This is a genomic window from Rhizobium sp. L43 (assembly GCF_002531725.1).
Lineage (GTDB): Bacteria > Pseudomonadota > Alphaproteobacteria > Rhizobiales > Rhizobiaceae > Rhizobium.
The window spans coordinates 114,790-127,461 of record NZ_NWSQ01000004.1; the positions used below are offsets into that span (position 1 = coordinate 114,790).

At 62.1% G+C, this 12,672-nt stretch carries 13 protein-coding genes; 4 read left to right on the forward strand and 9 right to left on the reverse strand.

The features are described 5' to 3' along the window. Positions 1-23 precede the first annotated feature (23 nt). A complete protein-coding gene (locus CO667_RS35760; protein WP_097617461.1) occupies positions 24-275 on the forward strand; it encodes a hypothetical protein in 252 nt (83 codons plus the stop codon). Here the strand turns inward: CO667_RS35760 and CO667_RS05600 are convergent. Further along, a complete protein-coding gene (locus CO667_RS05600; RefSeq protein WP_097617462.1) occupies positions 226-558 on the reverse strand; it encodes a hypothetical protein in 333 nt (110 codons plus the stop codon). The two genes, CO667_RS35760 and CO667_RS05600, sit on opposite strands and share 50 nt — an antisense overlap. Positions 559-913: 355 nt before the next feature. On the opposite strand from CO667_RS05600, the gene CO667_RS05605 reads away from it, so the two are divergent. Together CO667_RS05605 and CO667_RS05610 are read left to right on the forward strand one after the other, a co-directional pair. Beyond that, positions 914-1,354 (forward strand): glyoxalase superfamily protein, encoded by a 441-nt coding sequence (locus CO667_RS05605; RefSeq protein ID WP_097617463.1) that lies wholly within the window; start codon positions 914-916, stop codon positions 1,352-1,354. 84 nt (positions 1,355-1,438) lie between these two features. Beyond that, a complete protein-coding gene (locus CO667_RS05610) occupies positions 1,439-2,806 on the forward strand; it encodes an MATE family efflux transporter (protein WP_097617700.1) in 1,368 nt (455 codons plus the stop codon). Between the two features lie 94 nt (positions 2,807-2,900). Here CO667_RS05610 and CO667_RS35275 read toward each other — a convergent pair whose 3' ends face one another. The 8 genes from CO667_RS35275 to CO667_RS05650 all read right to left on the reverse strand — a co-directional run bounded on the left by CO667_RS35275 (position 2,901) and on the right by CO667_RS05650 (position 11,268). Continuing rightward, a complete protein-coding gene (locus tag CO667_RS35275) occupies positions 2,901-3,062 on the reverse strand; it encodes a hypothetical protein (RefSeq protein ID WP_179874070.1) in 162 nt (53 codons plus the stop codon). A gap of 95 nt (positions 3,063-3,157) precedes the next feature. Then, positions 3,158-3,955: a helix-turn-helix domain-containing protein gene (locus tag CO667_RS05620; protein ID WP_097617465.1), complete on the reverse strand. Its 798-nt coding sequence runs from the start codon at positions 3,953-3,955 to the stop codon at positions 3,158-3,160. 66 nt (positions 3,956-4,021) lie between these two features. Beyond that, positions 4,022-4,231, reverse strand: coding sequence for a DUF1127 domain-containing protein (locus CO667_RS05625; RefSeq protein ID WP_097617466.1), 210 nt, complete (start codon positions 4,229-4,231; stop codon positions 4,022-4,024). A gap of 89 nt (positions 4,232-4,320) precedes the next feature. After that, positions 4,321-5,118, reverse strand: a complete 798-nt coding sequence (gene iolB / locus CO667_RS05630) for a 5-deoxy-glucuronate isomerase (RefSeq protein ID WP_097617467.1) — start codon at positions 5,116-5,118, stop codon at positions 4,321-4,323. 212 nt (positions 5,119-5,330) lie between these two features. Next, on the reverse strand, positions 5,331-6,248 hold the full coding sequence (gene iolE / locus CO667_RS05635) for a myo-inosose-2 dehydratase (protein ID WP_097617468.1): 918 nt from the start codon (positions 6,246-6,248) through the stop codon (positions 5,331-5,333). A gap of 66 nt (positions 6,249-6,314) precedes the next feature. After that, positions 6,315-8,165, reverse strand: coding sequence for a 3D-(3,5/4)-trihydroxycyclohexane-1,2-dione acylhydrolase (decyclizing) (iolD, locus tag CO667_RS05640; protein WP_097617469.1), 1,851 nt, complete (start codon positions 8,163-8,165; stop codon positions 6,315-6,317). 200 nt (positions 8,166-8,365) lie between these two features. Next, positions 8,366-10,300 (reverse strand): 5-dehydro-2-deoxygluconokinase, encoded by a 1,935-nt coding sequence (iolC, locus tag CO667_RS05645; RefSeq protein ID WP_097617470.1) that lies wholly within the window; start codon positions 10,298-10,300, stop codon positions 8,366-8,368. Positions 10,301-10,392: 92 nt separating this feature from the next. Continuing rightward, positions 10,393-11,268 carry a MurR/RpiR family transcriptional regulator gene (locus tag CO667_RS05650; protein ID WP_097617471.1) on the reverse strand — a complete coding sequence of 292 codons (876 nt, stop codon included), beginning with the start codon at positions 11,266-11,268 and terminating at the stop codon, positions 10,393-10,395. Positions 11,269-11,474: 206 nt separating this feature from the next. Between CO667_RS05650 and CO667_RS05655 the strand changes: the two genes are divergently transcribed. Further along, entirely contained in the window at positions 11,475-12,590 is a 1,116-nt protein-coding gene (locus tag CO667_RS05655) for a Gfo/Idh/MocA family oxidoreductase (RefSeq protein WP_097617472.1), read from the forward strand. Positions 12,591-12,672 lie beyond the last annotated feature (82 nt).

Sequence of the window (12,672 nt, forward strand, 5' to 3'; positions counted from 1 at the left end):
GCCAATAGATGGAGGATGAAGCAATGCTTCTCAACTGGGTTGTTCTCTTCAATGAATTGCAGATCTATCACAGGCGGGTGCGCCGCGATCCCTTCGCCGACCCGCTCGAAGGGCCGGAATGGCGCGGATTCCTCTGGGCCGCTTCCGCCATCTCGCGTCTGGCCGCAAGACGGGGCGAGGAGAGAAAGACGTTGCGTCCCGATAAATCGCAGACGGAAAAAGGCCTCAGCTTTCGAAGCTCAGTCGCAGCACGTGGTGCAGGAATTCCGGATTGAGCAGCATGTTGAAGCTGATCGTCACCCATTCGCCTTCGCGCTTGACCACGGTCGAGCCGATTTCGTCATGGATGCCGAGAATTTCGAGGAAGAAATGGCTCGGCATTTCCAGGTTGGGGCTGACTTCGAGCAGGGCGCCGGCGAGCGTGATCGTGCGAATCAGGCAGCGCACCTGCGTTCCGGTGCTGAGGTGATGGCCGACGAAGATGATGTTGCCGGGCCTGTCGAGATTGAATTCCCTGTAAGCACGTTCCGGCTTGCGGTGTTCTGAGTCGAGGTGCATCTGAAAGGCCCTTTTAGCCTCCGCTTGGTATAGGACAGGATATTGGCTGAAGAATGCTGACGGAGGCTGAAAAATACCGTTAAGATTGGATGCTTCCGCGAAACTTGCAGGAAAAATGCACCGATTTCATGCAGATTTGCCCCAAATTTGCTCATTCCCGGCGCGGATGCGCCATTCTTGACATGTCTGCGGTGTTCGCGCATACAAAGGGCCGGTTCGAGGCACCAGCCGCTCGCGGATGAAAATCCATGGTGAAGCCCTCGCGATCATGGTCACGGCCTTTTGTGCATGCTGACTGGCGGCAATGCGAGCTCCCATCCACAGTCGAAGAGCATGCCTTGCGAAGGCTCACTCCATGACGACGACCTATCCTGCCATCGACGAATTGAAGGTCCAGGCCAAGCGCCTGCGCCAGGCGATGAACGATCGCGGCACCCCGCTGACCCACAGTGCGGCCCTGGAAATGATTGCCCGCCAGCACGGCGCGCGCGATTGGAACACGCTCGCAGCCCTTGCGGCAAAGCCCAATACCAGCCCGAAGACGCCACTCTTCGTCGGTGCGCATATTCGCGGCCGTTATCTCAACCAGCCGTTCACCGGCGAGATTCTGGCGCTTTCGGCCCTGCCGGGCGGCGATCTCCACAGGATCACCATCCATTTCGACGAGCCGGTTGACGTCGTCTCCTTCGAGAGCTTTTCGGCCTTTCGCCGGCGTGTGAACGCGCAGATCGATGCCGACGGCGTCTCGCCGAGGAAGACCTCGAACGGCGTGCCGCATCTGGTGCTCGATCTCTAGATTTTTTCCATCCCTTTCAGGCCGTCGCGATCCGGATGATTTTAACCCGGATCGGGCTTGGCCGGATATTACACGGATTTCTCCATGACCGATCTTTCCGCAGGCAATGCCTTTCTCACCGGCTGGCTGCCGGGCGTCTTCCTCAGGACGGCGGCGCCGATCGTTGCGATCACCACCGTCAACGGCCTGTTCACCGTCGTCGACGCCTATTTCCTCGGCGCCTATGTCGGCCCGGATGCGCTCTCCGCCGTCAGCCTGATCTTTCCGGGGCTGATGCTGCTGGTCGCTTTGCAATCGCTGGTCTCGAACGGCATGGCGAGCATCCTCGCCCGCCGGCTCGGCGCCGGCGATCGCCAAGGCGCGCAGCGGGTGTTTGCCGGCGCCCATACGCTGGCGCTGGCCGTCACCCTGATCCTCAATGCGGTCTTCTGGACCGTCGGCCGGCAGATCATCGATGCCGGTGCTGCCGGCAATGCCACTGTTGCCGATGGCGCCATGCTGTTCATGGGCGCGATGATCACTTTTGCGCAGGTCAGCTTCTTCCTGTCGCTGCATCTCGACGGGCTGCGCTGCGAAGGCAAGATCGGTTTCATGACGCTGGTGACGCTGTCGGCCTCGCTGCTCAACATCTTCGCCAACTGGCTGTTCATGGCGGTGATGCATTGGGGCGTGTTCGGTTCGGCAGTCGGCTCCATTGCGTCGCAATTCGTCTGTCTCGCAGCTGTGCTCGCCTATCGATGGCGCCGGCCACGGGCACTGAGGCCTTCCGCGGAATTTGCTCTTGTCGAATGGCGCAGCATCATGGCATTCGGCGCGCCGATGAGCCTCGGCTTCATCGGCATATCGCTGGCCTCGGCGGCCATTCTCATCAATATCTCGCTCTGGAGCGTGGCAGATCATGTCGCGACGGTGGCTGCCTATGGCATCATCACCCGGATCATGACCTTCACCTATCTGCCGTTGCTCGGCCTCAGCATCGCCTTGCAGACGATCGCCGGCAACAATGACGGCGCCGGCCTCGGGCTCCGCGTCGGCCGCAGCCTGCAGATCGCCATGCTCGCAGCACTCGTCTACTGCACCCTGGTGGAAATCATAGTCGAGCTCATGGCCGGCCGTCTCGGCGCCGTCTTTGTCGCCGATCCCGCGATTATCGCCGAGGTCAGGCGAATTCTGCCCTGGACGATCGGCGCCTATTTTCTCTTCGGGCAGATGCTGATCCTGTCGTCCTATTTCCAGTCGATCGGCGACGCACCGCGCGCCGCGATCTTCGGCCTGTCGCGGCCCTATCTGCTGACCTTGCCGCTGACCTTCCTTTTGCCCTTCCTCTTCGGCGAGCAGGGGATCTGGATGGTGCCCGTCTTTGCCGAGGCAGGCATGGTCATCCTGGCCTTTGCGGTGCTGTCGCAGAACGCCAAACGTCGCGGCTGGCGCTATGGGCTTCTGCCCGCTTGAAATGGCTAAGCGGCGCTCCCTCGTGACCTGCCCCCCGAAGGTTGAACATGAACCTTCGGGGGGCAGGTCACTGGCGGCTCTTGCTTCGTATCGTCTATTCCTTGCCGCCCGAAGCGGCCGATGTCGCAGCTTCCGCCTCATTCAGCGCTTCAGCGCATTCCTGGCAGCAGACCTCGACAGTCTTGCCGCCGAGTTTGACGGTGATCGCCTCGGCGCCGAGTTCGCAGTCGCAGGCGGCGCATGTGGTCTTCTTCATCTGGTGATCCTCCGGTTGATCGTCCCCGGATCGGGGCAGCCTCATAAGACCATCGAAGATCGCATCGCCGCTGTCGAAATCTTTAGCGATCGACCTCACCTGCGACGCAATTGCGCTGCGCGCTGGAATTCGCCAGGGCTCTGTCCGAAGGCCTGCTTGAAGGACGCGCTGAAATGGCTGTGGCTGGAAAAACCGAGATCGAGGCCGAGCGCGGTGAGATCCTCATATTGGCCGAGCAGGTCGAGGGCGCGGGCAAGCCGCAGCCGCAGCTGATAACGATAGAGCGGTGTGGCCTCGACCTGCTGGAAAACCTGGGTGAGATAAACCGGTGAGACGCCGACTTCCGAGGCGATTTCCGCAAGCGTCCAGCGCCGCGCGAGATCGGAGGAGAGCACCAGCTTGGCTCGGTCGACGAGTTTCTGCCGGCCGGCGCTGGCACCGGCCGCATGCGATGTGCGCTCGCCGAGCGAGCGGCGCACCAGCGTCAGCGCCAATATCTCCGCCTCCAACGTCTCTGCGACGTTGCGGCTAAGACCATGACGCAGGAGCGCGACCAGCGCCTGTGCGCGCGGATCGATCCGCCGGCGCTGGCGGCGGAAGGCAAAGGCCGGACCGGGCTGCACCTGATCCTTCGGCGCGAGTTCTTCGAGCATGGCCTCGTCGATCGCCAGATCGATGCAGGCATCGCCGCCCTCGATGGGGTGGCTGATCCGATATCCCTGGCCGGCGTTGAAGAACAAGACCTGATTGGCTTCGCCGCGATAGGGATAGACGAGGCCCGTCCTGTGGGCGCATTCCTCGTCGCTCTTGTGACGGCATTCGCCATTGCAGACGATGTCACGAATGGTGACGGTCTTTGTCTTCAGGAGCGGTGCTGTTGAAAACTGCGACATGGCATGTTCCGGGTCAGACAGGTCGCCCGATGAGGCGACCTGTCTGCACATTATCACGCTCAGGTTTCAGGTGCGACTGTAGACATGCACGTCGCTTTCCGTCTGCCCCCTGGAAAGGCCGATATCCTTCAACTGCTCGTCGGAAAGTTCCATCAGCGCATTGCAGTTGCGCCGTTCGGTAATCTTGCGTGCCAGCCAGCGTGCTGCGGTGACTATGGCAAGCAACAGGCCGGGCCGCATATTGCGGGCCGGTATCGTGACATTCGAGCTGTACATGGTGATCCTCCATCCGTGTTTGGATGGAGGCAGTGAACCATCAGCGGCGGTTTCGCGCTGTCAGATTATTTAGCGATCGAACGAGACCCTTACGCCTTCAGAAGCCACTCGTGCTCGGCGGCATTGTGGAATTTCCAGATCCGCTTCGGCCCGGCCATGACGTTGAGGTAATAGAGATCGTAGCCATGGGTCGCCGCGCAAGGATGATAGCCCTTCGGCACCAGCGTCACGTCGCCGTCCTCGATCGCCATTGCCTCGTCGAGCGAGCGGTCGTCGGTGTAGACACGCTGGAAACCGAAGCCCTGCGGCGGGTTGAGGCGATGGTAATAGGTCTCTTCCAGGAAACTCTCGTTCGGCAGGTCGTCCTGGTCGTGCTTGTGCGGCGGATAGGAGGAGGTATGGCCGCCCGGCGTGATCACCTCGACGACCAGCAGCGAATGCGCCGAGCTGTCATCCTCCGGCATGATATTGTTGACGTAGCGCACATTCGTGCCCTTGCCGCGTGTCACCTGCGGATGCGTGCCGGGTGGGATGGCCTTTGCCTGATAGGTGCCGCCGCCGGGCGCCGAGCAGACGGCGAGTTCCAGATCGGTCTCCGCCGTCACCGACCATGTCGATTCCATCGGGATGTAGAGCGCATGCGGTGCGCCTTCGAACGGGCTCATGCGGCCGCCGAGCGTGCCGAAATCCTTGGTGCCGGCCGATGCCTTGCCCTTGCCGGTCACCCAGACGAGGCAGACTTCCCGATCGCCGGTCTCTCCCGAAACCGTCTCGCCCGGCTTCAGCCGATGGAGATCGAAGCCGACATAGGTCCAGCCGGCATTTTCCGGGGTGACATGGGTGACGCGGCCATGCGTGCCGGATGGTTTGACCTTGAGGTTTGGCATTGGTGTGTCTCCTCGTAAATTAGCGGGTGCGGCCCCCTCATCCGGCTGCCGCCACCTTCTCCCCGAGGGGAGAAGGGACATGCCGCACCGTCTCTTTTCCCCTTCTCCCCAGCGGGGAGAAGGTGCCCGGAGGGCGGATGAGGGGGCTTCTTGCTCCGGCACTCCCGGTCTGCCCCTTGTGGGAAGGGGGTGGGGAGGGGTCTTTCGTTCCGTTATCCCTTCGGGAAGCCTTCCGTTTCCACGATATAACCCGCGGCCGTCATGACGCGCATCAGTTCGGCATGGCCGATCTCGGCCATTTTCTGCGGCGGCGCCTTGCGTGGATCCTGTTCGGCTTCGACAACGAACCAGCCTTCATAGCCGTGATCGGCAAGCCGCTGGACGATGGCGCCGAAATCGAGCGAGCCGTCGCCGGGCACGGTGAAGGCGCCGAGCGCCACCGCATCGAGGAAGGATTGGCGGCTGCGGTCGAGCCCGTCCACGACGGGTTTGCGGATGTCCTTGACGTGGACGTGGTTGATGCGGGCGTGGTGGTTGCCGATGGCGCGCAGCACATCGCCGCCGGCAAAGGCGAGGTGGCCGGCATCGAGCAGCAGCGGAATGCCGTCACCCGAAGAGCGCATGAAGGCGTCGAGTTCCGGTTCGGTCTCGACGACGGCCGCCATGTGGTGGTGGTAGGAGAGGGGCATGCCCTGCTCGGCGCACCATTCGCCGAACTCGGTGACGCGGCGCCCATAGGCCTTCATCTCGTCGTCGGAAAGGCGCGGCTTGGTGGCGAGCGGCTTGGAGCGGTCGCCCTGGATGGAGCGGCCGACTTCGCCATAGACGATGCAGGGCGCATTGACCGCCTTGAACAGCTCGATCATCGGCGCGATGCGGTCCTTGTTGGCCGCAAGCTCCTCATTGACAAGCGTGCCGGAGAACCAGCCGCCGCACAGCGTCACGTCGGCGGCGCGCAGGATGGGCAGCATCTCTTCCGGATTGCTGGGGAAGCGGCGGCCTTGCTCCATGCCGGTGAAACCGGCGCTGCGCGATTGCCGCAGGCATTCCTCGAGGGACACATCGTCGCTGAGCTCCGGAAGATCGTCGTTCCACCAGGCGATGGGCGACATGCCGAGTTTGGCCTTCATCAACATTCTCCTTAAAACAGTGCGGAAGAGCGGCCCCGCTCTTCCGAAAAAATGACAGTAACCGAATCAGCCGATGCGCTGGGCAGCACGAGCTTTGATATAGCCTTCGCGCGCCTTGTTGACCTGTTCGCGGATGCTGACCTCAGGTACCGCGACATCCCACCAGTGGCCGCCGGCTTCCGTGGTAATCAGCGGATCGGTGTCGATGACGAAGACCGAGGTACGGTCGTTTTTCTTCGAATCGGCGATCGCCTGCTCCAACTCGGCGATCGAGCCGACCTTGACCGCGATGGCGCCCATGCTTTCGGCATGCGCGCGGAAATCGATCTCCGGCATCACCTCGTGATAGGAGTCCTTGAGCAGATTGTTGAAGTTGGCGCCGCCGGTGCCCATCTGCAAGCGGTTGATGCAGCCATAGCCGCGATTGTCGAGCAGGATGATATTGAGCTTGAGGCCCAGCATGACCGAGGTGGCGATCTCGGAATTCATCATCATATAGGAACCGTCGCCGACCATGACGACGACATCCCGGTCGGGATGCGCCATCTTGGCGCCGAGCCCGCCGGCGATCTCATAGCCCATGCAGGAAAAGCCGTATTCCATGTGATAGCTGCCCGGCACCGTTGCCGGCCAGAGCTTGTGCAATTCGCCGGGAAGTCCGCCCGCGGCGCAAAGAACCGTCGTATTGTCGCCGCCGATCGTGCGCGTCACCGCACCGATCACCTGCGCGTCGGAGGGCAGGGCGGCATTGGTCGTGGCCATCGCCTTGGCCGCAGCCTCCATCCAGACCTTCTTCTCCGCAGTTGCCTTCTCGGCGAGTGCGGCCGGCGCCTTCCAGCCCGAAAGCCCTGCCGAAAGCGCCTTCAACCCTTCGCGGGCGTCAGTCACCAGCGGATGGCTGTCGTGCTTCGCTGCGTCATAGGCGGCGATGTTGAGGCCGACCATCTTGAGGCTGGCATTCTTGAACAGCGCCCAGGAGCCGGTGGTGAAATCCTGGCAGCGGGTGCCGACGGCGATAACGAGATCCGTCTCTTCGGCAATCGCATTCGCCGCCGAGGTGCCGGTGACGCCGACCGAGCCGAGCGCCAGCGGATGGGTCTCGTTGATCGCCGACTTGCCGGCCTGGGTGACGACGACGGGAACGCCGTGCGCCTCGGCAAAGGCGGCAAGCTCCTTCGTCGCCTGCGAATAAAGCACGCCGCCGCCGGCAACGATTACCGGTTTCTGCGACGCCTTGATCAGCGCGATGGCATTCGCCAGCTCGTCTGCATCCGGCTGTGGCCGGCGGGTCGTCCAGACTTTTTCATCGAACAGGCTTTCCGGATAATCGAAGGCTTCTGCCTGAACGTCCTGGCAGAGCGATAATGTCACTGGGCCGCAATCCAAGGGATCGGTCAGGACCTGCATGGCGCGCTTCAGCGCCGTGATGATCTGCTCGGGGCGGGTGATGCGGTCGAAATAGCGCGAAACCGAACGGAAGGCATCATTGGCCGAAACCGTGCCGTCGCCGAAATCCTCGATCTGCTGCAGCACCGGCTCCGGCGCGCGGTTGGCGAAGACATCGCCCGGCAGGAAGAGAACGGGAATACGATTGACATGCGCCACGCCAGCGGCCGTCACCATATTCAGCGCCCCGGGGCCGATCGAACTCGTGCAGGCCATGAAGCGCGTGCGGAAATTCGCCTTGGCATAGGCGATCGCGGCATGCGCCATGCCCTGTTCATTGTGGGCGCGATAGGTCGTCAATTCGCCGCGCACCTGATAGAGCGCCTCACCGATGCCGGCGACGTTGCCGTGACCGAAGATCGCCCAGACGCCGCCGAAGATCGGCACCTTCTTGCCATCGACAACAGTCATCTGCTTTTTGAGGAAATGCGCCACGGCCTGCGCCATCGTCAACCGTATCGTCTTGCCCATCGGGTCCTCCCGCAATCTTTCTTTCGCGTTTTCCCCTCCCCAACCCCTTCCCACAAGGGGGAGGGGCTAACCCGCCGTGCCGCTGCATTTCACCGCAACCTCGCGTCCGCAAGGATCTCGTTTGTGGCGTGAAGCGATGCCTCAACTTAAGTCCCTCCCCCTTGTGGGGAGGGGTTGGGGAGGGGTCTTAACTCTATATCCTACTGAAGCCCGCGCGTCTTAAGCCAGGCCTCTGTCAGCTGCCGGAAGCGGCCGGCCATGTCGGCGATCGCCTCCTCGTCGTTCATTCCGCCCGAAAGCCAGGCGCGCGCCGGATCGGCAAAGATCGTCCGGCCGACGGCAAAGCCCTTCACGGAGGGAGCCGCCAGCGTCGCCTCGAAGCAGGAGATCAGCTCGTCGGCGGGCGCCTCGAGGCCCAAGAGCACAATACCGCGGCACCATGGATCATTCTTGGCGATCACCGCATCGATCTTCTTCCAGGCCTCGGTCGAGGCCTGCGGCTCGAGCTTCCACCAGTCCGGTTTGATGCCGAGCGCATAGAGCTCTTCCAGCGCAGTCGCAATCGTATCGTCGGTGAGCGGCCCGTTCTTGCCAGCGATGATCTCCACCAGCAGCTCGCGGCCGACCTTGCGGGACGCCTCGAACAGCGTGCGCAGCTTCTCCTGCTGCTCCCTCTTCAATTCTGAGGGGTCGTCGGGATGATAGAAGCACAGGCACTTGATGCAATGACTGAGTGGCCATTCCACAAGCTGCGAGCCGATATCCTGGCTGAATTCGAAGCGCAGCGGCTTCGAACCCGGCAACTCCACCGGCCGGCCGATCCAGGAGAAATTCTTCGTCGCCGCATCGAAGAACGCGTCGCGGCCGAAACGCTCGTCGATCAGCATGCCATAGCCGTCGCGGCCGTTCGAAACCCGCGCCGCTGCGGCAACCGCCAGCCGCTTGAAGGCGACGATCTTGTCGTGGCCGACACCGAGTTCATCGGCGACGCTGACGAGCTGCGAACGGTGGTCGATCGCCAGCGCCATCAGAAGCGGGATTTTGCCGCGCCGGGTTGATGCCCAGTGGATATGGTTGATCGCCTCGTCCTTGCGCAGCGCCCGATGTTGGCTGCCTGATGTCAGGAAGAAGTCGAGTTCGGCCCAGGTCGGATATTCCGGCGAGCAGAGCAGGCGGGAAACGGCAAAGGCGCCGCAGGCATTGGCCCAGGTGGCGCAGGTCTTCAGTGGCTCATCGCGCAGGAAGCCGCGCAGAAAACCGGACATGAAGGCATCGCCGGCGCCGAGCACGTTGAAGACTTCGATCGGGAAACCCTGGCCGATAATGCCGGCTTCGAGGTCGTCGGCGATCGGTCCGTCATAGACGATGCAGCCCATGGCGCCGCGCTTCAGCACGATCGTCGCCGGTGACAGGCGGCGGATCTCCTTCAGCGCGCCGAGCACGTCGTCGGCGCCGGAAGCGATCAGGATTTCCTCTTCGGTACCGACGATGAGATCGCAATCCGGCAGCGTCTCCTTCATCTTCGAAGAGACGCGGTCGGACTTCACGTAGCGCTCGAAGCCTTCTGCATGGCCGGCAAGGCCCCAGAGGTTCGGCCGGTAGTCGATGTCGAAGATCACCTTGCGGCCGTTCGCCTTGGCGATGCGGATCGCCTTGCGCTGCGCGGCCTCGGTATTCGGCCGCGAGAAATGCGTGCCGGAAACGAGAACGGCGCGCGACGACTTGATGAAATCTTCGTCGATATCGCCTTCATCGAGCGCCATGTCGGCGCAGTCCGACCGATAGAAGATCATCGGCGACACGCCCTCGGCCTCGACCGCCAGCAGCACCAGTGCCGTCAGCCGCTCCTTATCGGTGACGATGCCCTGTGTCGCTACACCTTCGCGCCCCGATTGCTCGCGGATGAAACGTCCCATCTGCTCGTCGCCGACGCGGGTGATGAGGCCGGATTTGAGGCCGAGCCGCGCCGTGCCGATGGCGATATTAGCCGGGCAGCCGCCGACGGATTTGGCGAAGGAGCCGATATCCTCCAGCCGTGAGCCGATCTGCTGACCGTAAAGATCGACCGAGGAGCGGCCGATGGTGATTACATCAAGCGCCGGCTCCGGCTGTGAGCCCGGATTCGATTGTACCATGATGTCCTCCCGCTAGATTTTGCGCGGCTTCCAGTGCCTGCGAATTTTCAATAATGAAACATCGGTTCCGATATTTTGTCAATTCGGAATGTTTATTCCATTTTCGCTTTTCCAGCTTTTGAGTGCTGATGCTTGCGGCGCCGTTCGGCGATGGCCACCGGCAGCGCCATGGTCAGCGCCATGGAGGCCGAAAGCGAGCGGAAGCCGGCGAAATCGGCCTCCGCCACTTCGAACCAATGCGTCGCGCAAGCAGCAAGCGGCGAGAAGGCCGAATCGGTGATCGCGATGACGGGCACGCCGCGGTCGGCAAGCTCCTGGCTCTGACTGAGGCTGTCGGCCGCATAGGGCGAGAAGCTCGCGGCGATCGCTGCATCCCTGGGGGTTGCGAACTGCACCATTTCAGGGTCGACGCCGTTCGGCGAGGCGACGATCTGGTGGCGGATATTGAGCTTGGAAAAAGCGTAGGTCATGTGCGCCGTCAGCGGGTAGGAACGCCGTTTGGCGATCAGATAGATCGTCTCGGCGCCGGCAAGGATATTCACCGCTTTCGTGAATGTATCGCTCTGTACCGTCGCCGCCAGCCGGTTGACCGACTGGCTGGCGGCGGCAATGAAGCCGGAGAGCAGATTGGCGTCCTCATCGTCGCCGCTCGCCTGCTCCAGCGTGACCAGCCGCTCTTCATAGCTCAGCGTCCGGTCGCGCAATCTTTCGCGGAAAATGCTCTGCAGGTCGGAGAAGCCTCCGTAACCCAAATGATGCGCCAGGCGCACCAGCGTCGAGGGCTGAACGTCGGAGGCAGCCGCGATGCTTGCCGTGGTGCCGAAGGCGATTTCATCAGGATTGCCGAGCGCGAAGGCGGCAACCTGCGCCAGCCGCTTCGGCATGCTCGCCTTGCGTTCGATGATGGTGCTGCGCAGGCTTTCGAAATCGCGCGGCACACGCGCGTGCCTCTGGGGATCGTTATCCATGCTTGCGGCTCACGAGATGAAACAAATATTCCATATTGCCAAACATAGACGATTTCAAACGGCACGCCTAATTGTTTTTAATCGCCTGTAATTGAAGGCTTTTAAACAGCTTACCGGGAAGAATGGAAAAATGCCTGCGTGTGGGTCCCTTGTCAAAATGATCCAAATATTCCAAAAATCCGCGCGCAACTCTGGAGGGGACGGAAATGAAGCCACTCGGCATCGGTTTGATCGGCACCGGTTACATGGGCAAATGCCATGCGCTGGCGTGGAATGCGGTGAAGACGGTGTTCGGCGATGTCGAGCGTCCGCGTCTCGTGCATCTGGCCGAAGCCAATGCCGGGCTTGCTGCGGCGCGTGCCGGCGAATTCGGCTTCGAGAAGGCCACCGCCGACTGGCGGGCGCTGATTGCCGACCCGGAGGTCGACGTCGTCTCCGTCACCACGCCCAATCAGTTCCACCCCGAGATGGCGATCGCAGCCCTTCAAGCCGGCAAACATGTCTGGTGCGAAAAGCCCATGGCGCCGGCCTATGCCGATGCCGAGCACATGCTGGAAACGGCGAGGGGCTCAGGCAAGGTGGCGGCTCTCGGCTACAACTATATTCAGAATCCTGTGATGCGGCACATCAAGACGCTTGTCGGCGAGGGCGCCATCGGCACGGTCAACCATATCCGCGTAGAGATGGACGAGGATTTTATGGCCGATCCCGATGTCTTTTTTTACTGGAAGAGCGAGCTTGCCGCCGGCTACGGCGCGCTTGACGATTTCGCCGTGCATCCGCTGTCGCTGCTCTGGTATCTTTTCGGCCACGTCGAGGCTGTCATTACAGACATGGTAAGACCCTATGCCGACCGCCCGCTGAGCGAGGGTGGCCGCCGCGCCGTCGAAAACCACGATGGCGCCAACGTGCTGATGCGGCTTGGCGGCGGCATCTCCGCCGTCTTGATGGCGAATCGCGCCGCCTGGGGCCGCAAGGGCCGCATCGCCCTGCAGATTTATGGCTCGAAAGGCTCGATCGTCTACGACCAGGAGCGCATGAACGAATTCGACCTCTATCAGGCAGAGGGTCGCGGTTCCGAACAGGGCTTCCGCAAGATACTGGCGGCACCGGCCCATCGGCCTTATGATCGCTTCATCCCGGCGCCCGGCCACGGCCTCGGCTTCAACGACCTGAAGATCATCGAATGCCGCGAGCTGATCCGGGCAATTTCCGGCGAACCGTCGTTGATCGTCACATTTGAAGACGGTCTCAGGATAGAGAAGTCGGTGCATGCCATGGCACAGTCCTTCCACGAGCGCCGCTGGATCGAGATCGGTTGAATGGAAAGACCGCTTTCCGTCTGACGTGCGGCGCTGTAGGGGTAGGCTTGGACCGTATTGGCGGGCGCAGTTTCGGGAGTGA